A 25,460-nucleotide genomic window follows, 5' to 3' on the forward strand; every position below is an offset into this window, starting at 1 on the left:
GAGCCGTCGTGATGAGCCGGATCGTCGTGTTAGGAGCCGGACCGATGGGGTTGGCCGCCGCGCAGCGCGCGGTGCGGCTCGGACATCAGGTCGACCTCATCGAAGCCGACAGCAAGGTCGGCGGCATGGCTGCGCATTTCGATTTTTCCGGGGTGTCGATCGAGCGGTTCTATCACTTCATCTGCAAGTCCGACGCGCCGACCTTCGAGCTGATGGCCGAACTCGGCATCGCCGACAAGATGCGATGGGCTAATACGTCGATGGCCTATTACACCCACGGCAAGGTGCACCGCTGGGGCGATCCGATTTCGCTGTTGCGCTTTCCGCATCTCACCATGGTGGAGAAGTTTCGCACCGGGCTGCAGATGTTCCTGACCACCAAAGCGCGCAATTTCGATGCCATCGAGCAATTGACGTCGCGGCAATGGATCGAGCGCGGCTCCGGCAAATCGGTCTACGACAAGCTGTGGAAACGGCTGCAGGAACTGAAGTTCTACGAGTTCGCCGATCACGTCGCGGCGTCGTGGATCGCGACAAGGATCAAGCGGATCGGCAATTCCCGCAAATCGATCTTTCAGGAACAGCTCGGCTATATCGAGGGCGGCTCCGAAACCCTGGTCGAGACGATCGCCGACGACATCCGCCGCGGCGGCGGGCGGATCCACCTCGGCACGCCGGCCGAGCGGGTGCTGGTCGAAAACGGCGCCGTCCGCGCGGTGCGCGCCGGCGGCCGGGAATTCGCCGCGGACGCGGTGATCGCTACGGTGCCGATTCCGCTGGTCAACCAGCTGGTGCCGGACCTGCCGCAGGCGCTGCAAGACAAATACGCCGCCATCCGCAACATCGGCGTGGTCTGCCTGCTGTTCAAACTGCGCAAGTCGGTGACGCCGCACTTCTGGCTCAACATCGTTGCCGACGATATCGAGATTCCCGGGCTGATCGAATTTTCCAATCTGCGGCCGGTCGGCGAGACCATCGTCTACGTGCCGTATTACATGCCGGTGACGCAGCCGAAATGGGGATGGGCCGATCAGCAGTTCCTCGACGAAGCGTTCGGCTACATCAAGCGCATCAACCCGAACATCACCGACGCCGACCTGATCGATGCCAAGGTCGGGCGGCTGCGCTATGCCCAGCCGATCTGCGAGCCGAATTTCGCCGACAAGCTGCCGCCGATCCAGACGCCGATCGCGGGTCTGCAGATCGCCGATACCTGCTATTATTATCCGGAGGACCGCGGCGTGGCGGAGAGCATTCGGCTCGGTCGGCGGATGGCGGAATACGCCGGCGGGACCGGCGCGCAACCGCCGCAACAAACCTGATAAAGATCCCACTGGAAGCGCAGCGAGGACGATTTTGATGAATGATCTGGCAAGCATCTATAAGTCCCGCTTCTCCAATACCGGGCTGGACAAGCGCAAGCGGGTCTGGAGCATCCTGTGCGCCGAATTCTTTCAGAATTACGTGCCGCCGGGATCGGTGGTGCTCGATCTGGCCTGCGGCTATGGCGAATTCATCAATCACATCGCCGCCGCGAAGAAATACGGAGTCGACCTCAACCCGGATGCGCGATCGCAATTGTCGCCCGAGGTCGAATTCAAGCTGACCCCGGCCTACGATCTGTCGCACATTGCCGACGACAGCGTCGATCGGGTGTTCACCTCGAATTTCCTCGAGCATCTGCCCGACAAGGCGGCTTGCGACACCGTGCTCAAGGAGGTGCGGCGGGTCCTCAAGCCGGGCGGCAAGTTCATGATCCTCGGACCGAACATCCGCTACGCCTACAAGGAATACTGGGACTATTACGACCACTACTTGGCGCTCTCGCATCTGTCGCTCGGTGAGGGGCTGCTGCTGGCCGGATACCAGCCGGAGGTGGTGATCGACAGGTTCCTGCCCTACACCATGAACAACGCGACACCCACCGCGGACTGGATGATCCGGCTTTACTTGCGGATCCCGCTGGCGTGGAAGCTGCTCGGCAAGCAGTTCTTCCTCGTCGCCCGAAAGTGATCGTGGATCGATCCGCGAGCAGCCCAGTCGGAGCAGTCGTGACATCGCGCTTTGCCCGCTTCCTGCTGGTCGGGGTCACCGCGGCGGCGATCAATATCGTCAGCCGCGTCGTCATCTCGCAATTCGTCGCCTTCGAATACGCCGTCGCGCTGGCGTTCCCGGTGGCTTTGACCTTTGCCTTCGTGATGTCGCGGCTGCTGGTGTTCGAACCCAGCGCCAGCTCGGCCTGGGGGCAGTATTTCCGCTTCTTTCTCGTCAATCTGGTGGCGCTGGTGCAGGTGTGGCTGGTCAGCGTCGGGCTGGCGCAATGGCTATTCCCGATGATCGGCTGGACCTTCTATCCGGAGCTGCTGGCGCATACCATCGCTGTGTGCAGCCCGGTGCTGACGAGTTACTATGCGCATAAGGTATTCACGTTCAAATAGCCGGCGTCCGGTCGAGCGATGGCCCCGCTGGTGGGTGCGTCGGCCATGGACTGCGGTCGTTTCCCAGGAAGGTCAGACGCACGATGACTGTCGAGGACGTAAAATACCCCGGGCGCGTTCCAACCGACCTGTTGACGCGCTTGCTGTGGCTGGCGGCGCTCGCGCTGATCATCTTCGGCGTCAAGCTGCTGTTCATTCGCCATTTCGGCACGGCGATGCCGTATTGGGATCAGTGGGATGCTGAAGCCGACCTGATCTACAAGCCGTACTTCAACTCCAATCTGTCGCTCTCGACGCTGTTTTCATCGCACAACGAGCACCGCATCTTGATTTCGCGCATCTTCGCGCTGGCGCTGTTCGAACTGGACGGCGGCTGGGACCCGATCCTGCAGATGATGGCGAATGCGGTGCTGCATGTCGTGGCCATCATCCTGCTGATGCTGACGCTGCGGCGTATCATCCGGCCGGATCAGTTCGTTCTTCTGGTGTTGTTTTCGATCCTGCTGTTCGCGCTGCCGATCGGGTGGGAAAATCTGCTCGCCGGCTTTCAAAGCCAATTCTATTTCCTGCTGATCTTTTCGCTGTTGGCGCTGATCGGGTTTTCGCGCGCGCCGGCGTGGGGGCCGGTGTGGTGGGGCAGCGTGCTTTGCTGCCTGGCGGCGTATTTTTCGATGGCCTCCGGCGCCCTGACTGCCGCGGCCGCGGTGGCGATGCTCGCCGCCCAGATGGTCTGCGGCCATCGCACAGGCCGGAAAGAACAGCTCGGTCTCACCGTCCTGGTCGTGATGACCGTGGCGATGCTGGCCTTCATCCGGAGCGTGCCGGGTCACGAGATGCTGAAGGCGCACAACTTTGCGGAATTCGGCCGCGCCTTCTTGGCCTGCCTGTCGTTCCCGCGGATCAGCCCGTATTCGGGGCTGTGGATCAATCTGCCGGCCGCGATCTACGCCGTCGCGGTGTTGCTCCGACGACCGTCGCTGCGGTCCCCGCACTGGGTGGTGCTCGGCTTGATCATCTGGTTGCTCACGCAGTCGATCTCGTTGTCCTATGGGCGAGCCGTATTGGTCACCTCTCCGCGCTATCTCGACGTCATCATCGTCGGACTGCCGGTCAACTTCGCGATCCTGCTGTTCGCCCAGAGCTGGGTGTCGGGCGATCGGAAGCGCGGCGCGGCGGTGCTGCTGACCGTCGGCTGGCTGTGCATCGTCGTTCCCGCGTTGATCTGGAACATGATCATCTCGTCGATCCCCGCGGTGATCGACAAGGGGATGCAGGGGCGAGAGCAGGAGCGCAATGTCATGGCCTATCTGCGCACCGGGAATCTGGCGGAACTGCAAGGCAAGGCAGGGCAGGCGATCCCCTATCCGGTGCCCGAGCGGCTGGCCGCTCTGTTATCCGATCCGGTCATCCGACAGGTGCTGCCCGACGCCCTGCGGTCCGGCGACATCGACGATCGCGCACGGCTGGATCACACCTGGCTGAAGGGGCGATTGCGCGGCGCGTCGAGCCGGATCAAACGCCAGATCCTGAGCCATGCTCAGGTCTTGGCCGGCGTCGGTGTTGCGTTGGCCTTTGCGGGCGGAATGCTCGGATGGCGGCGACGCCGGGGGCAGGATGCCGAGACGAGGCCTGCGGACGCATTGCCGAATGAGCCGGTCGTCGAACGGGCGTGACGTCCAGCAGCGCTTACTTAGAAGAATCGCGATGCACGCAGTCGAAGATGATTTGCGAAATTCGGTTTCGATAGCCCATGTACATACGATAGATATCTCTTCGTCAATGCGACAGTTGAGCAGATGAGCTCATTGGCTTCAAACGTCGCCGTTAGCCGCGGCCAAGCGAGCATACTTTGACAAATCACTGAGACGAATTGCTCCGGTCACAGTCGCGAATGCCGAGTCAGACGCAGTTTTTGTCAGGCGCCGATGTTGCGCCGGCTGTTGCCTTGGGAGTTGCGACGGCGCGCGGCGTCCTGTTAATGGGTGCGGTGGCGATCTGGCCACTTCGGTCGGGAGGCGGATTTGCCGAAGTCGGCGTATGCGGGGTGCGCCGCAGCGATCGCGAATGTCCGTGTCCCGATCTGGATTGCCGCGGGCCTCGTCGGCGCGCTTGTTCTCTTCCTCCGCTCGCCCGACGTTTTCATCAACCCGCAGTTCTGGGCAGAGGACGGTCCGGTGTTCTGGCAGGATCAGGCCGAGCTCGGCTGGCGCGCGCTGTTCAAACCCTACGCCGGCTATTTCAACGTCGCGCCGCGCCTGGTGGCCGCTCTGGCGTCGTGGTTGAATCCGGCTCATGCGCCACGGGTTTTCGGCCTGGCGGCGATCGCGTTGACGCTGTGGTCCGCCTGCACCGCTTCGACCTGTGTCGACGATCCCCGCTTGGGGGTGTTGCTCGCCATCGGCTTGTTGCTGCCTCCAATCTACGGTGGCGAAGTCTTCGGGAACGTGACCAATACGCAATGGCTGATGGCGCCGACGCTGGCGCTGTTGCTGGCGAGCAAGCCGGCGCCGAACAGAGTGGCGTTTGCGGCGATTGCTGGCTTGTCCGGTCCGTTCAGCGTGTTTCTTCTGCCGCTGGCCGCCGCTCGCGCCATCGCGCGAAAGGACATCGTCGCTGCGACGATCGGCGCGGCAGGGCTGATCCAACTCGCCGCTCTGAGCATGGCGGCCGCGACGCCACTCGGCCAGAGCGAACCGGACCTCGCACATTTGGCGGGGGTGGTGGTCTTCCGGTGCTTCGTCTCGAGCCCGGTCTGCTTAGTGCTCGGCGCAGCCGTGTTGCTGTACGCCCTGCTGTGGCGAGGGCACAGATGGCTGAGATTGTGTGGGCTGTTCCTTGCAGCAGCCGTCGCGCTGGGCGTGGTCTTGAAGTTCATGCACGCACCCGATGTGCTCGATGCCGAGGTGAACGGCGCAAGATATTTCTACATTCCCCGCGTGGCCTTGCTCCTGTGCGCGGTCACGCTGCTCTTCAAGGACTTCGTGGCCGCTCTGCTCGGCGCGCTGTTCGTGGCGGCAATGCTGTTTGCCGATCCCACTGCGTTGCAGAAGCCGGCGCCGCCCGATGCGCGCTGGCGTGATCACTTTCGGGCCGGAGCGCAGCTCATCGAGACCAACCCTCCCGGGTTCGCGGTGCGGGTTCCTGAGCGCGCCCGAGACTGACGCGGCATTCTCGCCGTCGGGCACCTCACCCTTGCCTCGCGGCGCGCAGCCCCTCTCTGATCGAGGCCGAGCCGCACGAGGCCGACGCACGCCGGGTCGCCAGCGCACGGCAAGGCGAGCGCGGAAATCGGCCAAGTCATTGACTGCCAATGTCAAATCGGGGGAATTTGACCGCTCGGTCCGAACTCGATAGTCGTAACAGACGGAGCCGGTTGTGGCCGGCAACCGCGCCTTGCACTTCGCAATCGTTGATTCGGACGCCCCATGAATATTGAAACGTTGAGCATTTCGGGTTTGCTGCTGGTGACCCCCAAAAAACACGGTGACCAGCGCGGGTTCTTCTCAGAGACCTTTCGCGCCGATGTGTTTGCAGCCGCCGGCGGCGACGCGAACTTCGTGCAGGATAATCATGTTCTCTCGACGCAGCGTGGCGTCGTTCGCGGCCTGCACTTTCAGACCCCGCCGCATGCGCAGGGCAAATTGGTCAGGTGCACCCGCGGCGCGATCCTCGACGTCGCGGTCGACATCCGGGTGGGCTCGCCGACCTACGGACAGCATGTCGCCGCCGAGTTGTCGGCGGAGAACTGGCGGCAATTGTGGGTGCCCCCCGGGTTTGCTCACGGCTACGTCACATTGGAAGACAATTGTGAGGTGATCTATAAAGTCACCGACTATTACGCGCCGGACTGCGATCGCGGGATCGCCTGGGACGACCCGGCGCTGGCGATCGATTGGCGGATTCCGGCCTCCGACATCATTCTTTCCGACAAGGACAAGAAGCAGCCGCGCCTTCAGGATGCTGCTGCAGCCTTCCACTTTGCCAGCTAGGAGTCGAGAATGCGCGTGATCGTCACGGGGGGCGCCGGCTTCATCGGCTCGGCGGTGTGCCGGCATTTTATCGACGACCTGCAGTACGACGTCGTCGTCGTCGACAAGATGACCTATGCGGGAAACCTCGCCTCGCTGGCGCCGGTGGCGTCCAGTCCGCACTACGTGTTCGAAAAGCACGACATTTGCGATGCCGACGCGGTCAAGGCGATCTTCGACAAGTATCAGCCGGACGCCGTGGTGCATCTCGCCGCCGAAAGCCACGTCGACCGCTCGATCTCCGGCTCCGACGTGTTCGTCAAGACCAACGTGCTCGGCAGCTTTACGCTGCTGGAAGCGGCGCGCCGCTACCTTGCCTCCCGCCGCAACAGTCATGGTCCGGAGTTTCGCTTCATTCACGTCTCCACCGACGAGGTGTACGGGTCGCTGGGCGAGGACGGGCTGTTCACCGAAACCACCCCTTATGATCCCAGTTCGCCGTATTCGGCGACCAAGGCGGCGTCCGACCACCTCGCCAAGGCTTGGCAGCGCACCTATGGCCTGCCGGTGATCGTGTCGAACTGCTCCAACAATTACGGGCCCTATCACTTTCCGGAAAAGCTGATTCCGCTGGTGATCCTGAACGCGCTCGATCGCAAGCCGCTGCCGGTCTATGGCGACGGCTCCAACGTCCGCGACTGGCTGTATGTCGAGGATCACGCGCGCGCGCTCGGCGTCATCCTGGCCAAGGGCCTGCCGGGCGAGACCTACAACATCGGCGGGCGGAACGAACGCCAGAACATCGACGTGGTGCGGCAGATCTGCACCTGGATGGATCGGCTGCGGCCCGCCGAGACCTCCCACCACGATCTGATCACCTTCGTGACGGACCGTCCCGGGCATGATCATCGCTATGCGATCGACGCGACCAAGCTGGAAACCGAACTCGGCTGGCGCGCCCACGAGACTTTCGAGACCGGGATTGAAAAGACCGTGCGTTGGTATCTCGATCGAGCGGATTGGTGGAAGCCGTTGCGCGATCGCGTCTACGGCGGCGAGCGCCTCGGCCTCGTGAAGGCGTGAGGGGCGCAATGCGGCTTTACGTGATTGGCGCCGAGGGCCAGGTGGCCCGCTCGCTGCGCGAGGCGGCCACGGACGCGCCCGGCGTCGTTTTCGGCTACGGCGCGCGGCCCGAGGTCGATCTGCTGCAGCCCGACACGCTGGCGCGAGCGATCGACGATTTCCGCCCGGACATTGTGATCAACCCGGCCGCCTATACGGCGGTCGACAAGGCCGAAGCAGAACCGGAGCAAGCCTTTGCGCTGAACCGCGACGGCGCGCGGGCCGCCGCGCGGATCGCGGCCGAGCGTGGACTGCCGATCATCCATCTTTCGACCGACTATGTTTTCGACGGCGCCAAGCAGGGGCCCTATGTCGAGAGCGATGCGGTCGCACCGCAAGGCGTTTACGGGCGATCCAAGCTCGAGGGAGAACTGGCGGTCGCTGTGGCAAACCCAAGGCACATCGTGCTGCGCACCGCATGGGTGTATGCGCCGTTCGGCGGTAATTTTGTCCGCACCATGCTCCGGCTGGCGGCCGAGCGCGACCGGCTCCGCGTGGTCGATGACCAGCGGGGATGTCCGACCTACGCGCCGGACATTGCCGATGCGATCATCGCGGTGGCGCGGCGCTGGGCGGATTCCGGCTGGAGTTCGCAGCTCGCGGGTGTTACCCATCTGGCCGGTCCCGACGCGCTGACCTGGTGCGGATTTGCGCGCGAGATCATCGCGGGTTCTGCAGCTCGCGGCGGGCGCTCGGTGCCGGTCGATCCGATTAGCACGGCGGATTATCCCACGCCCGCGGCCCGGCCCGCCAATTCGCAGCTGTCGACCGTGCGACTGAATTCGACGTTCGGGGTTCATCTTCCGCCAATGACGCAGTCGCTGGCGAACTGTTTGGATCGACTGCTGGGCAATAGATAGGGGACGATAGTGAAGGGTATTATTCTCGCGGGAGGAAGCGGCTCGCGGCTTTTCCCGATGACGCTGGTGACCTCCAAGCAGCTGTTGCCGGTGTACGATAAGCCGATGATCTACTACCCGCTGACGACGCTGATGCTGGCGGGCATCCGTGAGATCCTGGTGATCTCGACCCCGCATGACCTGCCGCTGTTCCAGGCGCTGCTCGGCGACGGCAGCCAGTGGGGATTGTCGCTGTCCTACGCGCCGCAGCCGAAGCCGGAAGGCCTGGCGCAGGCCTTCATCATCGGAGCGAAATTCGTCGAAGGCGGTCCGTCGGCGCTGATTCTCGGCGACAACATCTTCTTCGGCCATGGCCTGCCGGTGCTGCTGGCGAATGCCACCGCCCGGACCAGCGGCGCGACCGTGTTCGCCTACCGGGTTTCCGATCCGGAACGTTACGGCGTGGTCGCCTTCGACGGCGCAGGCAAGGCGACCTCGATCGAAGAAAAACCCGCGCAGCCGAAGTCGAATTTTGCGGTGACGGGGCTGTATTTTTACGATCAGCAGGTGGTCGATTTCGCCGCCGATATCAAGCCCTCGGCCCGCGGCGAGCTGGAGATCACCGACCTCAACCAGGTCTATCTGTCGCGCGGCGAGCTCGCCGTCGAGCGCATGGGCCGCGGCTTTACCTGGCTGGATACCGGCACTCCGGACAGCCTGCTCGAGGCGGCGGACTTCGTGGCGACGCTGGAAAAGCGCCAGGGCTTTCGCATCGCCTGTCCGGAGGAGGTCGCCTTCAACGCGGGGTTCATCGACCGCGAGCAGCTGCTGCAGCTCGGCGTTGCGATGGGAAAAAGTGAGTACGCCCGCTACGTCAGGGGGCTGGCGTCACAACCTGTCTGGTGAGAGCAATTCACAGCCGCCGAATTCGCCCAGCTGTTTGCGCCCGGCGAGAAACGCGGTGATGAGCGGCGCGTTATCCTTGTAGCCGGGAATCTGGCCCGGACAAACCACGATGCCGGCCAGCGGCGCATCCCCCAGGAACCGCTGCGGATCGTTGAGGATGCTCTCGAGCAGCGGCCTTGGCGTCCAGCTGGCGATCGCCAGTGAGCGTCGCTTCGAAAGATACGGGACGGCAGAGGACCAATCGTTTCCAATCACGATGAGAGACTGGCGCTCGTCGGTGGTGTCGTGCGCGAACTGGGCGACCCGCAGCAGCGGCTGCTGGCTGTAGTCCTGGGTCATATACGGCGAGAAGCGTTCGTAGAAGAACAGCAACTGACCGGCGACGATCACCACGGTAAGGGTGACCGCCAGCGCACGCTGCGCGGACTCGTAGATCTGCCCCAGGCCAAATCCGATCGCGGCGATCAGAAAGATCGCATTGGCGTATTGGTAGTAATTGTGGACGATGTGAAGGTTGGTGAACACCAGGAATGGAATCACAAAACCGATCAGCGCGAGGACCGCGGCGGTCATCATGCGCCGGCTGGTCAGCGTCGCGCCCAACACGATCAGTCCGACGAGCACGAAACGGCCGAGCACGTCGGGGAGCACCCGGTGGCGGATGGTATCGATCCACAGCAAGGTGCTCAGCTTCTGGTTGATGCTGCCGAAATTCCAGGTCGTCAGGGCTTCAGAGGTCAGCAATTGCCCGAACGGATTGCCCAGTTTGATCCGGTCGGAATACCACACCCATATGATGCCGACCACGAACGGCAGCAGCAGGTTGACGGTGGTCAGCAATGCCATCCGGACAAAGCGGGCGCGCGGTTCGGCGTGGAGACAGTTCCAAAGCCGCACCAGCGTCAGAACGCCGCCGATCACGGCGAACGCAGGGAACGTCGTCGATTTCGCCAAGGTCGCAAGGCATCCGCAGAGCACCGCTGCGAGCAGCCAGTAGCGGTTCGGCGCTACGAAGTAGCGCGCGGTGAGCGCAAGCCAACTGATCGAGAAGAACAGCGCGCAGGATTCCACCAGAAACGTCCGGCTCCAGTACAGATAGAGCGGCGACGTGAGGTAGAGTATCGCGGTGGCCAGATAGGTCGTGCGGCGAAAGCCGGCGGTCTTGTAAAGCAGGCCGAGCGGTAGCAGCACCGCCAGGAAGAAGCCGAACCCGACCAGCCGGCCGGCAACGTCGAGCGGAATGCCGGTCCATGCTACAGCCGCGGTCAAAAGTTGGAAGATCGGGAATTCGAATGGTACCGACCACGGATAGCCGAGCACCGGAGTTTCATAGGCGAGCCAGGGACCGCCCTTCAAAATCGTGTAGGCGGTCAGCGCGGTCTGGGTCTGCCGGAAGGAATGCAGATCTATCAGCGGATTGGTGATGCCGGTGCAGAGGACGATCAAGGCGTGGACGATCGCCAAACCGAGCAGGAGCGTCAGTACCTTGCGCCAGGCATCGCTCGCCGGGACTGCCGCGATCGAAATATTGGAAGAAATACCACGCTGCATTGTTCTGGACTCGCTCCAGCCGATCTTGGCTGCAAATCCCAAAGCTCGTCGCAACGGATGAAATGATTGCGGCGTGGAAGCGGTGAGTTGCCCCTCGAAAAGCGCGGACATTTGAACGCGAACATTCGCTTTGTCAATCAACGTTGAAGATCGTTGAGACTTGCGAGGCACGAAAGGCATGCCGACAGGGGCCGTTCCCGCCGCCCGGCGGATCTGCGGCGTGCACGTTGCCGCTGTTCTTGGAACTCGAAGTCTCGGTGACAAATACTCGGATCAACCGCGAGTGGGATTTCGACGACGAGTGTTCGTCAAGTCTCCGCGGGAAGTAGCCATCGATCACGGGAAGTAGTCATCTATCAACCGACAGCTGATCGCGCGCGGTGCCGCGATACATAGCGTCAATCGCGACCCCAGCGGTAAGGCGGCCGTTGCAGGGGCGAGCGCCTCCCGTGGTCTGGCCTAAGAGCCTGACTCAACGCGTGCCGCCCCTGGATTGCTTCGCTGTTCGGGCGGCGCTGCGCGCCGCCCTCGGCTCGCAATGACAAAACCCCTGGTTTTGCTCGCTGCTTTTTCGGTCAGGCTCTAAGGTTACAAAATGTACTGTCAGCAGCGCTGGTAACAGGATCAATCCCGAAAAGGTTGCGTTTTCAAAGCGGTGGTGAACAGCGGAGCGGCCATATTCTGTTTGACTAGACCAGAGGTTTAAGCCAATAAAGTTGCAATATTCCGGGGCGGGCAGTGTATTATGGAGAATCCTGCGGGGGCGTCGTCATACTGGTGGTACGAGAGGGACCGCGGAAACTTTGAAGACGGGCTTTTCTTGGTGATAGCCGAGGGATTGTTCCAAGCGGCGCCGCCGTCCGATTTCGACATCTGCATCGTCGGCGGGTTTCTGTCCGACGACATTGTTCCTCAACCGGGGGGCCCGGGTCAAGGGAAGAGTCGTGAGGCGGAAAAGCGGGTCTGTTGCTGGGGAAGCGGTCTGCTGGCGCCCGGCGCCCTGACCGCAAGCGGCGCCGACCGGCTGGCGATCCTTGCGGTGCGCGGCCCGCTGACGGCGTCCGCATTGCGGCCCGGCGAATCCATCCCCGTCGGCGAACCGGCGCTGCTGCTGCCGGCGTTGTATCAGCCGCGGCGGGACGTTCGATACCTCGGAAAGTCTGTCTGTGTTCCGGACCATGACGACAATCGTCCCGACCGGGAAATCCTCGAAGCCAGCGGCTGCGACCTGGTGTTGCGGCCCCCGGTCGAGGCGAAGCAGCCCGCGATCCACGGCTTCATCGACGCGCTGGCTTCGGCCGGTTTCGTGCTGGCCGGTGCGTTCCATGGCGCAACGATCGCGGCCGCCTACGGGACGCCGTTTGCGTTCTGGGGAGAGGCCGACGACGAGCAGCCGTTTGCGTGGCGAGACTTCTGTGGGCTGCTCCGCATTGCGCTGACGGTTCATCCGGACCTCGAAAGCGCCAGAGCGGGCTACGCCAGTATCAAGCCGGCGCTCAAAATCCCGGTGACCTGGCCGATCCTCACCCGGTCGCCGTTCCCGTTGCGGATGTCCGGTGTCGTCGAGGTTCTCAATTACGAACTGGCTGCGGGAATCTTCGACGCGGCCGACTACAAGGCTGCGCTCGACGGCTTCACGGCTCAGGCGTCGCAGCTGCATCGGGCGGCCGGGAGCGCCAAAGCACGTCGCGACGCCAATGGCGGAACCGGCGTGCGGGGACTTCTGCTGCAGCGGCATCGGTCCCCCGAAACATCTGCCGAGCGGTTGCCCTCGGCCGACGAGGGCGCGGCGGACGCCGACGGCCGCGACGCAGAAGACATGGTTGCCCGGAATGGCATGGGGCAGGCGGATAATATTGACAAGTTGGTCGTTGCGAAGTCACCCCTCGACAGAGAGCGCGGTGACGCCGGTGACGAACAGCAAGGTCGCGACGAATTGTCGATCGTGGTCCGGCAGGTGGCGGCGCCGTCGAAGCTGCCGCCACTGCGCCCCAAGTCGCATGACGACGAACTGTTCTCCCGCAAGCTGCACGAAGTGGCGGCGCAGCTGTCGGCGGCCCAGAATGAACTGACTCGGGTCGGCCACGAGCGGGACGTCCTGTACGGCGAATTGCTTCAGGCGCGCCGGGCGGCGAAGGCTGCGAGCGGCAACGCGGCCGTCGCGGTCCGCAAATTATTGCCGCTGCTGGATTGGGCGGCGGCCAATCGCGGCTCGCTGCTGTTCGGAGCGGGGCGCCAGATGCGCTTTCGCCTCACCGGCATTCTCGACTCGATCGCCAGGGATGTCGACGCGATCGAAGCGTACGTCCGGGAGTACAACAAGTTCCGCGGGACGGCGGAGTCGACCCGTCTGCGCATCCTGCAGACCTGCGTGGAAATCGGATCCGAGCTGATGGATCTGCCGCTGTTCTCCGCCATCGACTACAGTACGATGTATTCCGACGTCGCGGCGTCTGGGCTCAGCCCACTCTCGCATTTCGTGACGCGGGGCCGCGCCGAGGATCGCTGTATCCATCCGCTGCTCGACAATCAGTTTTATGGAGCGAGCCATCCCGAAGTCGCGGCGTTCCAAATGACGCCGTGTCTGCACTACATCCATTACGGGGCGGATAAGGGCTTCGACCCGCATCCGTTGTTCGACTCCAAGAGCTATCTGGAGCGTTATCCTGACGTCCGGCACAGCGGCTTGACGCCGTTGGAGCATTACATTCGCAATCCGCTGTGCAATCCCCATCCGCTGTTCGACAGCGCGTATTATCTCGGGCAGAATCCCGATGTCATGGCGGCCGGCCTCAATCCGCTGGTGCATTTCGTGTTGTTCGGCGCGCGCGAGGGGCGGCGGCCGCACCCGCTGTTTCACACCGAGTATTATCTGGCGGTGAATGCCGACGTGGCGGCGGTGGGGGTCAACCCGCTGGTGCACTACCTGACCTACGGCTGGAAAGAGGGCCGAGATCCCAATCCGGAATTGTATGGGCAATTGTTGACGTCGGGCTCCGGGCGCAGCAACCCGTTGTTGGAATACCTCGCACGCGGCGAGGCGTCGTCCGCCAGATCGATCTGGTCGATGCCGGACGCGCGGCTGCGGGAGGGCGGCGCGCCGAGCATCCTGATGATCGACGCGCTGTTTCCGCGGCCCGATCAGGACTCCGGCTCGCTGGATCAGATCGGCTTCATGCGCATCTTCATCTCGCTCGGGTTCCGGGTGTATTTCTGCCCGACCTGGGAGTTCGGCGGCAATCCGGAGCGCGAGCAGGAGCTCAGCGCACTGGGCGTCGAGTGCGTCCGGTCGCCGGATTTCCGCAATCTCGACGAGTTCCTGTTGTTCAACGGAAAATCGATCGTCGCGTCCTTCGTGTCGCGTGTCGCGCTGATGGAGAGTTGCTACGACATTCTGCGCGAATTCTGTCCGCGGTCGCCGATCATCTTCAATACCGTCGACATCCACCACCTGCGCGAACAACGTGAAGCCACGCTGCGGCGCGACGAACAACTCGCGCGCAAGGCGCGCGAAACGCGCGCCAAGGAGACCACCTTCATAAAATCCTCGGATCTGACCATCGTGGTGTCGCAACGCGAGGCGGAAATGATTTCGAAAGAGGTCGAGGGCGCCAACGTCATCACGATTCCGCTGATCCGCGAATGGACCGCGGAGGCGGTGCCGGACTTCGACACGCGAAGGGGCATCTGCTTCATCGGCGGCTTCGCGCACCAGCCGAATGTCGACGCGGTCGAGTATTTCGTCGGGTCGATATGGCCCGCGATCGTGCAGCGGCAGCCCGACATGGAGTTTTATATCGTCGGTTCGAATATGCCGCAGCGCCTGCGCGATCTCGACGTCCGCGGCGTGGTGCCGATCGGCTTCGTCGAGGACCTGCCGGCGTGGCTGGCAAATATAAGGCTCACCGTGGCGCCGCTGCGCTACGGGGCCGGTGCCAAGGGCAAGATCGTCTCCAGCGTCGGCTCGGGCGTACCCTGCGTGAGCACTGCGATCGGCGCCGAGGGCATGGGCCTGGTGGACGGCGAGACCATCGTGGTGGTCGACTCCGAGGCGGCGTTTGCCGAGCAGGTGTTGAGACTCTACAACGACAACGAGCATTGGCAGCGACTGTCGCAGGCGGGGCTCGCGTTCATTCGCGAGAACTACTCGCTGGAGGCCGGTCGAGAAATCCTGAAGTCGCATCTGCGGCAACTTGGCGTACGGCTGCCGGGAAATCTGGGGCGATCGGTGGCGGGCCGTCGAAATGCTTGATAGCAATGTTGCGGTCGTCATTCCGCTGTACAACCATGCGCGTTACATCGGCGCCGCGCTTGACAGCGTATTGAACCAAACGCGGCGGCCGGCGCAGATCGTCGTGGTCGACGACGGCTCGTCGGACGACGGCGTCGAGATCTGCCGAGCCAAGCTGGACGGCGTCGAAGGCGCGCTGGTCCTGGTGCAGCAGAACGCCGGCGCCCACAATGCGCTGAACCGCGCCATCGAGGCGACCACGACGGAGTTCGTCGCGGTGCTGAACTCCGACGACATCTTCGAACTGGACAAGCTGGAGCGCTGCGCCGCGATGTTCGCCGAGCAGCCGGATCTCGGCCTGGTGTTCGGCCGGTTGGCGATCATCGACGAGAATGACGCGGCGGTCGCCAAGGGCCCGACCGTGGACTGGCTGACGCGATCGATCGCTTTTGCGCGGCGGGCCGGCACCGACATCGGTCTGGTCAGCGAGAATTTCGCCACCACCACCTCCAACATGGTGTTTCGCAGGGCGATCTGGCAGGCGAACGGCGGCTTCATGCCGCTGCGCTATTGCCACGATCTGGAGTTCGTGCTGTCCGCCCTCGGCCGCGGCAAGGTGTTGTTCGATCAGGATCGGATTCACACCAAGTATCGGGTGCACCCCAACAACACCATCAAGCAGCGTCTCGACAACATCCGGGTCGAGATCGCCGGCGTGTTGGTCAATGCGTTGTTTGAGAATGCACTGGGGTTCACCGCGGAGTTCGAGCGCACGCGCGTGATCGATCTGTTCCGGGCGTTGTCGGGAAAAGGCCTCTCCGATCTGATCTGCACGCTGCTGCCGCTGCGGAGCGGCAGCGCCAAACTGGCATTTTTCGAAACCATCACCTCGGCCTCGGCGCTGGGAACGCTGCAGCACCTGACGGCGCCGGAGAGCGCGACGCGGCTGTTGAAGGGCCAGACCTGGGCCGAGAGCGCGAAGTCCTTTGCCGGCGTGAACCGCCCCGCGGCGGACTGCGGCCTGGAGATCAATGCGCTGATCGAGGTGTCGGCGTTCGACAAAGGCGGGCTGGAAAAGGTCGTGCTGGATTCCGCGATTCTGCTCAGGGAGTTGGGCGTTCGGCCGCTGATCGTGTCGTGCCGGCCGGCCGGTCATCTCGCCGAAGTGGCGAAGGCCGCCGACGTCGAGGTCGTCAGCCTGCCGCAGACCAATACGCTTGAGGCCTACCGCGCGCTGGTGTCCGGCCGCCGCATCGACATTGCGATGTCGCATTTTTCCCGGCTGGGCTATCCGATCTTTCGTCAGCGCGGCATCCCCAACGTGACGTTCATTCACAACGTCTACGCCATGCTCGACACCGCCGGCGTCGCCGCGTTCCAGGCCGACGACGCCTATGTCGACCGTTACATTTCGGTGTCGCGCAAGGCGACCGAATTTGCCGTCGGTCCGCTCGGCATCGATGCGGCGAAGATCGACACCATCCCGAACGGCCTGATCATCGAGGAGCATCTTCGGCGCGAAGCCGAGGCGGTGCCGGCGGATCGCAGTCAATTCGGACTGAGCGACGACGATTACGTGTTCCTCAACGTGGCCTCCTACAACCTTCACAAGGGCCATTACTTGATGGCGGATGCGATGAGCCTGATTCTGCATCTGCGCTCGGACATCAAGGTCCTGTGCGTCGGCAACGTGATCTACCCGCCGCATATCGAGGAACTGACACGGTTTCTCGGCGAGGCGGGGCTGTCCCGCCACATCCTCATGCCGGGCTATATCGACGACGTCACGCCGCTGCACCAGATGGCCGACGCGTTCCTGCTGCCGTCGTTCCTCGAGGGGTGGAGCATCGCCATGAACGAAGCGATGTTCAACGGCAAGCCGATGATCCTGAGCGACACCGGCGGCTCCCGCGAGGTGATCGAGGATAACGACATCGGCCTGATTGTCGCCAACGAATACGGCGAGGTCACCAATCTGAACAGTGCGCTGCTTGATGAACTGGCTTACTCCAGACGGAAATATGCCACTGCGCCCCGGCTCGCCAGGGCGATGTTGGAGTTCGCCGACAATCGCGAGCATTGGAGCAAAGCCGGACAGCGCGGGCGAGAGAAGATCCTGGAAAAATACCGATTCGAACGCATCATTGGGCAATACGTAAGCGTGCTGAAGGACGTCTTGAAGCGATGAGAATCTTGGGGTGGCTGCGGCGATTTTCTTTGGCGCTCAGATTCTATCTGGGCAATCATTTGTTCATGAACTGGATGCCGTATCGCATCCGCCACGCCTACCTGCGGCGGTTCTGCAACATGCGGATCGGGGCGGACACCAGCATCGCGATGGGCTGCTTCGTCACCGGCAACTTCATCACCATCGGCAGCAACACCGTGATCAACCGCGGCACCTATCTGGACGGCCGGGTTCCGCTGTACATCGGGAACAACGTCAATGTTTCCCACGGCACCCTGATCCAGACGCTGAGCCATGACCCGCAGAATCCGGATTTCGTCTGCATCGAGAAGCCGGTGGCGATCATGGACCACGCCTGGATCGGCGCGCGGGCCATCCTGATGCCGGGCGTGACGATCGGTGAGGGAGCCGTGGTCGCCGCGGGAGCAGTGGTGACAAAGGACGTCCCGCCTTATACGATTTACGGTGGCAATCCGGCGCGCTTCATCACCGATCGGTCCCGCAATCTGCGCTACAAGACGCGGTATTTCCCGTTCTTTGATACGGATATCCAGTAACTCGCTCGGCAGGCCCTCCGAGCTGCCCCACTCCGAGATGCCTGCATCGAGAACCGATCAAGAACCGCGGTCGCCCCGCATGCATAGTCGAGGCCTCAGATGAAGAATTACACGATCATTTCGGGCACCGGCCGCGCGGGCACCACGTTGTTGGTTCGCATCCTGATGAAGGCCGGAATCGATACCGGATTCGACCCCGACGCCGCCATTGACCCGGTCGCCCACGCCGGGCTGGAAATGGACCTGCGCAACAAGCCGGACTGCAGGTTGGTGAAGTCGCCATGGATCGCGGCCTACATCGACGAGGTCATTGCCGACAACGACATCAAGATCGATCATGCGATCATCTGCATGAGAAATCTCAACGACGCCGCCGAGAGCCGGCGCCGGGTGCAGCGCGCGCAGAACACGGACCAGCACGTCGCCGGCGGGCTGTGGGGAATTTCGGATCCCGCGGAGCAGGAGGCTTATCTCGCCGAGATGTTCCATCGCCTGCTGTTTACGTTGTCGGAAAACGGCGTGCCGATGACGTTCCTGCACTTTCCGCGTTTCGCCAATGATGTGGATTATTTCGTCGAGAACATTCAGCCGATCTTTCCCGACGTCAGCATCGAGGACCTGCGATCGGCGTACCATTCCACGGTGGCGCCGGAACTGATCAACGACTTCAGCAAGACGCGCCCGCCGGCGACCGCGATGTACTCCAAGTCCGCGGCTGCGGAGGCCGCGGCCCGCGCGCACCGGGAAAAGCTGGAAGCCGAGCTCGCGACGCTGACCAAGCTGGTCTCCGATCAGCACGCGGAGCTTGCGCTGCTGGCTGCGCAGACCAGCCAGATCACGCTGCTCTCGCAGGCGCTCGACCGTCGCGACCTGCAGAACTCCACGCTGTCGCGCGATGTGGCGGCGGCCTGGGCAAGGATCGCCGAGCTCGATCATCTGGTGGCGGATCTGCAGGCCGGCAAACAGGCGTCCGAGACCGCACTGCGCACGCTGCAGAGCGAGCTGCAGGCCGGCACGCAGGCGCTTGGGGCGGCTAACCAGCAGCTCCACGCGCTGTTCGCCAGCCATTCCTGGCGGCTGACGCGGCCGTTGCGCGTCGTGCGGCGCGCGGTGGCCAGGCTGCGACGTTCGCTGACCGCGATCCTCAGCTTGCCGGAGACCGCGACGGATGTGTTCGGCAACAAGTTGTCGGGCGGTCAAGCCGCGGAGCGCACCGGGGCGAGCGGCATCGGTGGTCTGCCCGGACTGCAGAATCTTGCGGCCTCCGACGTCCAGCGAATTGCAGCGACGTTCGATCGCGCCTTCTACTTGGCGACCTATCCGGACATCGCCTCCAGCGGCTTCGATCCGCTTCAGCATTACATGTCATTTGGCTGGAAGGAGGGGCGGAACCCGACGCCGTCCTTTTCGACCAGCTTCTATCTGGAGACGTCGCCGGACGTTCGGGCGGCGGACATCAACCCCTTCGTGCATTGGGTGCTGTTCGGCAGCCAGGAGCACCGCCCGACCATGCCGGCCCTGGCGGCTGGTGAGCGGCAGGCCGATGCCGGCCGCGTCGCCCAGCCATCCGCGACCGAAGGCCCGGAGACGTCCGGTCGGTCGTCGGTCACCGGCGCGATCCGCAAGGCGGCGTCGCGAGCCCGCCGAGCACTCGGGGAGTTCTACGAAAAGATCATCGTCGATCACGAGCCGCCGGTGGCGATCAAGACGGTCGAGGACTTCAAGAAGACCGATGTCAGCTACGAGCAGCGGATCATCAACGAGAACTGGACCTTCGACACCAAGCCGCGCGACGAGAACACCGGCAATGAGATCGCGCCCGACAATATGTTCGTCTACAAATACCTGCTGCTCGAACGCAAGCTGTCCGCCTACAAGGGAATGGACTATTGGGATTTCATCCGTCACGTCGTCAATAGCCGCGACTACACCCGTATTCTCTCGGTGGGCAGCGGTCCCTGCGCGGTCGAGATGGAAATCGCCGAGAAGTTCACCAAGCCCTACGTGATCGATTGCCTCGACCTCAACGAGAAGCAGATCCAGGACGCCACCCGTCGCGCGCAACAGCGCGGCATGAATCTGAGGCCGGTGGTCGCCGATCTCAACGAAATCGTGTTCGAGGAAAAGTACGATCTGGTGATCATCTGCGCGGCGCTGCATCACTTCGTCGAATTGGAGGCCGTGCTGGAGCGTCTGCACGGCGCCTTGAACGACACCGGCATGTTCGTGACCTACGAGCCGGTGATGCGCAATGGCATGTACCTGTTCCGCGCCACGCGGGTGTTCCTCGGGCTGCTGTTCCTGTTGTTGCCGGCAAGGCTGCGCATCAATCACCAGGATTATCCCGGCGAGAAGCGCGTCGATCGCTATTACAACGAGTATGATCGCAGCGGCTGGACGTTCGAGAGCATTCGCTCGGGCGAGATCCCGGGGCTGCTGCCGAAATATTTCAAGACCATTCACTTCGGCCGCGGCATGACGTTCCTGCGGCGGGTGTCGGATAGTATCTACGGCTGCAACTACCGGATGGAACGGCGGCGCGATCGTCTGATCGTGAACGTCCTGTGCGGGCTCGATCGTTTCATGCGGGCGACCCGTTTGCTGCGACCGGAGGGGCTGTTCTACATCGGCAGCCGCAGGGATCGGCCGAAGCCGATCTAGCTGGCTTGGCTCGCGCCTCGACTCGGCATGCGGCCGCAGCCGGACATGTCGTCGCGCGGGCCGCAGACGACGGGGCCGACAGCTCGCGGCGCGCGGCTCGCGTCGCGGCCGGCGGTGCCAAGCGCGGCAAGGTGGGCGTTGGGGCGGCGCAATGCGGCTTGGCCGTCGCTCCAGGAGGGGCCATCCGGGGGGGGCAGGGGCAATTATGCTGAGAGCGATCGGAAGCGAGCACGCCTTGAGACGATCGGCCCCCGGCTCGGTCTGGCGCCTGGCGTTGATGATCATGCTGGTGTTGGCCGCCGGCCATGCCCTGGTGGTGCTGGCGACCGGCATCAATCTTCCGCTGCTCGACCTGCATTCGTTTCGGCAGACCCAGACCGCGCTGAGCGCTGACACCATCCTGCACGGCGGGCCGTGGATCGCCTACCAGACGCCGGTGCTGGGCGCGCCGTGGTCGATCCCTTTCGAGTTTCCGATCTATCAGTTGCTGGCAGCGCTGCTGGCATGGATCGGGGTTCCGCTGGATGCCGCCGGGCGGCTGGTCGGCTTCGGGTTCTTCTTGATGATGCTGGCGCCGCTGGCGCTGTTGTTCCGGATGGCGGGGCTGGGCCGGGTGGCTTTCGCGGTGACCGCGATCCTCTACCTGACCTCTCCGATCTACCTGTATTGGAGCCGCACGTTCCTGATGGAATCCTGCGCGCTGTTCTTTTCGCTGAGCTGGCTCGCGCTCACGCTGCGATATCTCGCGGCGCCCCATCGCGTTTGGCTGCTCGCGGCGATCGGCTGCGGATGTGCCGCCATCCTCACCAAATCGACGACCTTCGTACCGTTCGCCGTGTTGGGCGGGCTGTGGACGGTGTGGCGGATCTGGCGATTGCGCTCGGAGACCTCGGGGCGGCCCTTGCTGCGGGCCGTCTCGGCGGCGGCCTCTAACTTGCTGATCCCGTTCCTGGTGGGGCTGGCCTGGGTGCGTTACTCCGACCACATCAAGAGCGCCAATCCGTTCGGGCAGATGCTGACCGCCGACGCACTCGGCGCGTGGACTTTCGGCAGTCTCAGCCAACGCCTCAGCGCGACGCTGTGGGTCGACACGGTCTGGAGCCGGGCGCTGCCGGATGTCCTGGGGTACTTCTCCGCGGCGGCGCTGCTGGTGCTGGGCGCCACGCTGACAAGCCGGCGCACGTTGATCCTGGCGGCAATCGCGGCCGCCGGATTCCTGATGCCGTTCGTGATCTTCAGCAATCTGCACATCGTGCACAATTATTATCAGAACGCCAATGCGCTGTTTCTGATCGTCGCCGTCGGGCTGGGGCTCAGCCGCGTCTTCGAGACGGCGTCGCGGGCGCTGGCGGTGACGCTGTTGGCGATCATCGTCGCCGGGCAGCTATGGCTGTTCTACGATCGTTTCATGCCGTATCAGCGCTTTGATTACAGCCAGAATCCCGCGCTGCTGATCGCCCAGGCGGCGCGCGACGCCACCGATCCGAAAGCGGTGCTGATCATCATCGACGGCGACTGGTCGTCGGTGATCCCGTATTATTCCAATCGCCGGTCGGTGATGGCTCCGGGGTGGCGGCATCGCGATGCGGTCAAGCCGATCCTTGATTCGCTGCTCAGCGACCCGACGCCCTTCCTCGGCGGAGCGACGCTCGGCGGCATTGTGTATTGCGCTGATCAACTCGCCCGGTATGGCGACCGCGCGCCGCGGGTGCAGGCCTTCGTCGCCGGACGGCGGCGACTGGCGGCGTTCGGCAGCTGTGAGTTGTTGTCGCCCGATCGGTAGGCGCCGCTGCGGCTTCCTCGCGGCGGAACCGCCGAGCTCCGCGCCGCTTGACATCCGATGATGACAGGATCGTACAATACGCCGAGTAAAGAGGGAGGGGGGCTGCAACGGTGCCTGGTCGAATTGAAGCGTGGATGACCGTTGCCGTGCCCTATCGCCGCGCTGTCGCGCTGGTGATCTTCTTAGCCCTGCTGGTCGCGCCGGGCGTGTTTCTGTATCGAACCCGGAGCCTGCTGCAGATCGACGGATACGCCATCGCCTTCTCCGAGGCGATCTGCGTCTGCGTACTGTCGCTGGCGACCGCCGGTCATTTGCGGCTGCTGCACAGCCGCCGTCGCGGCACGCGCTATCTCGCCGAGGCACTGGCGCTCGCGGTCGCGGTCTTGATCGGTGCCGTCGCGGCGATCTATGTCGGAAGTTACTACGCGACGGCGTTGTGGGGCGATGGTCTCACTTTCGATCTGGTCTCGGAATCCTTGATGCGGCCACGCTCGTTGCTGGATCTCACGGGGTTCGACCAGCACCTTGCACCGATCATCGGCGTCGTTGCGCTGGCGGTGCCCCTGGCGCTGGGGGCGCTTTACGGCGTGGTCTCGCGCGTGCTCGCCGCCGTGGCCTACACTTTCGACGGCTCATCGCGGCGCCGCTCGATACGTGCCGCGGCCCTGGCATTGGTCGGATTGGCGGCGTTCTCCAGCAGCGCCGGCGCCTATATCTTCATCGCAAAGAAAGATCTTTTGGCCGGCGAACCGCTGCTGAACTTCTTTGGATTCACCAAAGTGTCGCAGCTGATGGATCTGGACCAGAAGCGTCTGGTGGCCGCGCTGCAGGACCGCGAGAGCCAGGCGTCCTATCCCAAACAGCCGGCGTTCGAAAAGAAGAACGTCATTCTGATCTTGTCGGATTCGCTGCGCGCGGATCGGATGGGCGTGTACGGCTATCCGCGGCAGACCACGCCGTTCCTCTCGGAGCTGCAGGCCCGGCACGCGGCGACCCGCGTCGAGATGGCGCTCTCGAGCTGCTCGGAGTCCTATTGCGGGATCGCAACGACGCTGGCGTCGCGGCCGTTCCATCAGCTGTCGACGCACAATTTCAAACTCAACTCGCTGCTGCGCAGCGTGGGCTATCGCGTCAACTACTATCTGTCGGGAAAGCATCGCGGCTGGTCGTTCTTGTGGGACTTCTATGGAACCGACATCGACGGCATGTACGATCCGGTGCTGCGAAACGCCAAGATCGTCACCGACGATCGTGAGACCATCGGCACATTTCGCGGGATCGAGGCCTATGACGGCACGCCGCGGTTTTTGTATTTCTTTCTGATGTCGTCGCACAATCTGGGCCGCAGGTTTCCCGAGTTCAATCAGTTCGGGCCGCTCACGTCGGCAAAGCCTTTGATCGGACGACTGATCACGCAGCCGCCGCAGTCGTTCGACAGTCACGGCGTGACGCGCTACCCGCCGGTCGACGACAAGGATCGCATGCTGCTCGGCGATCAGTTCGACAATGGCGTGCTGCAAGCCGATGCCATGATCCGGGAGATCTTCACGATCCTTGAACAGAAGGGATATTTGAAGAACTCATTGGTCGTCATCCTGTCGGACCATGGCGAGGAATTGGGTGAACGCGGCCGCGCGTCGCACGGCCGCTTTCTCTATCAGGAGAGCATCCACGTGCCCTTGATCCTGGTCGATGACGACCTGACGCGCTACAACAACACGAAATTTGCGACGCAGATCGACGTCGCCCCGACCATTGTCGATCGTCTTGGGTTGCCGGTGCCGTCGTCCTGGCAGGGCGTGTCGCTGCTGCGACCGCCGCAGGATCGGCTCACCGTTCACCAGACCAGGTGGCGGGAGACGCCCTGCCTGGCGTTCGTGCACAAGACCGGGGAGCGGTTGTTCAAGTACATCAAATGCAAACACGACAACAAGATCGAGAGCGAGGAGTTCTTCGACCTCGGCAACGACCCCGACGAGTTGCACAATCTCATTTCTGAGGGCCCCGCCGACGAGATTGCGCTGCTGCGGGCGGAGGCATCCAGGCAGTTCGGCAGGCTGGTCTGCGCAGGCAGCGAGGATTCCTGCATCAGGGGGCGGCCCTAAGCCTCGCCGATGAGCGCCCATTCGGCGGTCTAATTGACCGCCGCGACGTGGATCGGCGCGCTGGTGCGCAAGACGAAGCCGCCGGAGACCCCCGCGGCGGTGAGAAACGCCAGCATCGCCACGGGTATTGCAACCATCCTGAGAACTTGCGCTGAATGACGCATAGTCATCTCCCGAGGTGGTGATGCGCCCATAGGTTGCACGATTATGGTTAATACACCGTTAACGCTGCCCTGATCAGTCAGCGCCGCGACGTCCTCCCTACAGCCACCGCTTTCGGCGCTTGAAGCTCTTCAGGTTCTTGAAGCTCTTGCGTTGGTCGCCGGCGCCGCCGAGGTAGAATTCCTTGACGTCCTCGTTGTCGCGCAGTTCGTCGGCGGTGCCGTCGAGCACCACCTTGCCCTGTTCCATGATGTAGCCGTGGCTCGCCACCGAGAGTGCTGCGCGGGCGTTCTGTTCGACCAACAGGATGGTGACGCCGAGGTCGCGATTGATTTGCTTGATGATCGAAAACACCTCTTTCACCAGCAGCGGCGAAAGCCCCATCGACGGCTCGTCCATCAAGATCATCTTCGGCCGCGCCATCAGCGCGCGGCCGATCGCCAGCATCTGCTGCTCGCCGCCGGACAGATAGCCGGCGAGGCCGGTGCGCTCCTTCAGCCGCGGGAAGTAATTGTAGACCATCTCGATATCGGCGCCGATCTGGTTGTCGTTGCGGGTGAAGGCGCCGAGCCGTAGGTTCTCCAGCGAGGTCATGTCGGAGATGATGCGGCGGCCCTCCATCACCTGGAAGATGCCGCGGCGCACGATCTTGTAGGGATCGATGCCGTCGATCCGCTCGCCGTTGAAGTTGATCTCGCCGCGGGTGACTTCGCCGTCCTCGGTCTTCAACAGGCCGGAGATCGCCTTCAGCGTCGTCGACTTGCCGGCGCCGTTGGCGCCGAGCAGCGCCACGATGGCGCCCTGCGGCACGTCGAGGCTGAGCCCGCGCAGCACCAGGATCACGTCGTCATACACCACCTCGATGTTCTTGACGCTGAGCAGCAGTTGAAGCGTCGGAGCAGCCGCATCGCGGATGTCGGTTTGCGAGTGGGTATCCACGGACGTTTCT

General features: G+C 63.3%; 16 protein-coding genes and 1 pseudogene. 15 read left to right on the forward strand and 2 right to left on the reverse strand.

All coding sequences use genetic code 11. The features are described from left to right. The first annotated feature begins 11 nt into the window (after nt 1-11). The 9 genes from HNR60_RS08700 to rfbA all read left to right on the forward strand — a co-directional run bounded on the left by HNR60_RS08700 (nt 12) and on the right by rfbA (nt 9,273). Nucleotides 12-1,322 carry an NAD(P)/FAD-dependent oxidoreductase gene (locus HNR60_RS08700; protein ID WP_184256440.1) on the forward strand — a complete coding sequence of 437 codons (1,311 nt, stop codon included), beginning with the start codon at nt 12-14 and terminating at the stop codon, nt 1,320-1,322. 37 nt (nt 1,323-1,359) lie between these two features. Beyond that, nucleotides 1,360-2,013, forward strand: a complete 654-nt coding sequence (locus tag HNR60_RS08705) for a class I SAM-dependent methyltransferase (protein ID WP_184256442.1) — start codon at nt 1,360-1,362, stop codon at nt 2,011-2,013. A 38-nt stretch (nt 2,014-2,051) separates the two neighbouring features. Beyond that, complete coding sequence (locus tag HNR60_RS08710; protein WP_184256444.1) at nt 2,052-2,438, forward strand: GtrA family protein; 387 nt, start codon at nt 2,052-2,054, stop codon at nt 2,436-2,438. 83 nt (nt 2,439-2,521) lie between these two features. Further along, nucleotides 2,522-4,111, forward strand: coding sequence for a hypothetical protein (locus HNR60_RS08715; protein ID WP_184256446.1), 1,590 nt, complete (start codon nt 2,522-2,524; stop codon nt 4,109-4,111). Between the two features lie 348 nt (nt 4,112-4,459). After that, a complete protein-coding gene (locus tag HNR60_RS08720) occupies nt 4,460-5,599 on the forward strand; it encodes a hypothetical protein (protein WP_184256448.1) in 1,140 nt (379 codons plus the stop codon). Between the two features lie 264 nt (nt 5,600-5,863). Continuing rightward, nucleotides 5,864-6,427, forward strand: a complete 564-nt coding sequence (gene rfbC / locus HNR60_RS08725; RefSeq protein ID WP_184256450.1) for a dTDP-4-dehydrorhamnose 3,5-epimerase — start codon at nt 5,864-5,866, stop codon at nt 6,425-6,427. Nucleotides 6,428-6,436: 9 nt separating this feature from the next. Continuing rightward, complete coding sequence (gene rfbB / locus HNR60_RS08730) at nt 6,437-7,489, forward strand: dTDP-glucose 4,6-dehydratase (RefSeq protein WP_184256452.1); 1,053 nt, start codon at nt 6,437-6,439, stop codon at nt 7,487-7,489. Between the two features lie 8 nt (nt 7,490-7,497). Further along, nucleotides 7,498-8,388, forward strand: a complete 891-nt coding sequence (gene rfbD, locus HNR60_RS08735) for a dTDP-4-dehydrorhamnose reductase (protein WP_184256454.1) — start codon at nt 7,498-7,500, stop codon at nt 8,386-8,388. 9 nt (nt 8,389-8,397) lie between these two features. Continuing rightward, on the forward strand, nt 8,398-9,273 hold the full coding sequence (rfbA, locus tag HNR60_RS08740) for a glucose-1-phosphate thymidylyltransferase RfbA (RefSeq protein ID WP_184256456.1): 876 nt from the start codon (nt 8,398-8,400) through the stop codon (nt 9,271-9,273). Here the strand turns inward: rfbA and HNR60_RS08745 are convergent. Continuing rightward, the gene (locus HNR60_RS08745) at nt 9,256-10,965 is read right to left on the reverse strand and encodes a hypothetical protein (RefSeq protein ID WP_184256458.1); all 1,710 of its coding nucleotides are present in this window, start codon (nt 10,963-10,965) and stop codon (nt 9,256-9,258) included. The genes rfbA and HNR60_RS08745 overlap by 18 nt on opposite strands. Nucleotides 10,966-11,647: 682 nt before the next feature. Here HNR60_RS08745 and HNR60_RS08750 point away from each other — a divergent pair. From HNR60_RS08750 to HNR60_RS08775, 6 genes and pseudogenes are all read left to right on the forward strand, one after another. Further along, nucleotides 11,648-15,076, forward strand: a complete 3,429-nt coding sequence (locus HNR60_RS08750) for a glycosyltransferase (RefSeq protein ID WP_347339330.1) — start codon at nt 11,648-11,650, stop codon at nt 15,074-15,076. After that, entirely contained in the window at nt 15,069-17,243 is a 2,175-nt protein-coding gene (locus tag HNR60_RS08755; RefSeq protein ID WP_184256463.1) for a glycosyltransferase, read from the forward strand. The genes HNR60_RS08750 and HNR60_RS08755 overlap by 8 nt, the downstream gene beginning before the upstream one ends. A 329-nt stretch (nt 17,244-17,572) precedes the next feature. Then, nucleotides 17,573-17,800, forward strand: a pseudogene (locus tag HNR60_RS24465) (acyltransferase); the annotation flags it as partial. 99 nt (nt 17,801-17,899) lie between these two features. Next, complete coding sequence (locus HNR60_RS08765) at nt 17,900-20,461, forward strand: class I SAM-dependent methyltransferase (protein WP_184256466.1); 2,562 nt, start codon at nt 17,900-17,902, stop codon at nt 20,459-20,461. A 235-nt stretch (nt 20,462-20,696) separates the two neighbouring features. Continuing rightward, complete coding sequence (locus HNR60_RS08770) at nt 20,697-22,244, forward strand: hypothetical protein (protein WP_184256468.1); 1,548 nt, start codon at nt 20,697-20,699, stop codon at nt 22,242-22,244. A gap of 134 nt (nt 22,245-22,378) precedes the next feature. Next, entirely contained in the window at nt 22,379-24,349 is a 1,971-nt protein-coding gene (locus HNR60_RS08775) for a sulfatase-like hydrolase/transferase (RefSeq protein WP_184256470.1), read from the forward strand. A 261-nt stretch (nt 24,350-24,610) separates the two neighbouring features. On the opposite strand, the gene HNR60_RS08780 is transcribed toward HNR60_RS08775, so the two are convergent. Next, on the reverse strand, nt 24,611-25,450 hold the full coding sequence (locus HNR60_RS08780) for an ATP-binding cassette domain-containing protein (protein ID WP_184256472.1): 840 nt from the start codon (nt 25,448-25,450) through the stop codon (nt 24,611-24,613). Nucleotides 25,451-25,460 lie beyond the last annotated feature (10 nt).

This window comes from Rhodopseudomonas rhenobacensis (assembly GCF_014203125.1).
In the GTDB taxonomy this organism is placed as follows: Bacteria; Pseudomonadota; Alphaproteobacteria; order Rhizobiales; family Xanthobacteraceae; genus Rhodopseudomonas_A; species Rhodopseudomonas_A rhenobacensis.

Bases quoted from the DNA above. Each gene is read 5' to 3' on its own strand.
- HNR60_RS08700 (WP_184256440.1), top strand. From the start codon at position 12: ATGAGCCGGATCGTCGTGTTAGGAGCCGGACCGATGGGGTTGGCCGCC.
- HNR60_RS08705 (WP_184256442.1), top strand. From the start codon at position 1,360: ATGAATGATCTGGCAAGCATCTATAAGTCCCGCTTCTCCAATACCGGG.
- HNR60_RS08715 (WP_184256446.1), top strand. From the start codon at position 2,522: ATGACTGTCGAGGACGTAAAATACCCCGGGCGCGTTCCAACCGACCTG.
- rfbC (WP_184256450.1), top strand. From the start codon at position 5,864: ATGAATATTGAAACGTTGAGCATTTCGGGTTTGCTGCTGGTGACCCCC.
- rfbB (WP_184256452.1), top strand. From the start codon at position 6,437: ATGCGCGTGATCGTCACGGGGGGCGCCGGCTTCATCGGCTCGGCGGTG.
- rfbD (WP_184256454.1), top strand. From the start codon at position 7,498: ATGCGGCTTTACGTGATTGGCGCCGAGGGCCAGGTGGCCCGCTCGCTG.
- HNR60_RS08755 (WP_184256463.1), top strand. From the start codon at position 15,069: ATGCTTGATAGCAATGTTGCGGTCGTCATTCCGCTGTACAACCATGCG.
- HNR60_RS08765 (WP_184256466.1), top strand. From the start codon at position 17,900: ATGAAGAATTACACGATCATTTCGGGCACCGGCCGCGCGGGCACCACG.
- HNR60_RS08775 (WP_184256470.1), top strand. From the start codon at position 22,379: ATGACCGTTGCCGTGCCCTATCGCCGCGCTGTCGCGCTGGTGATCTTC.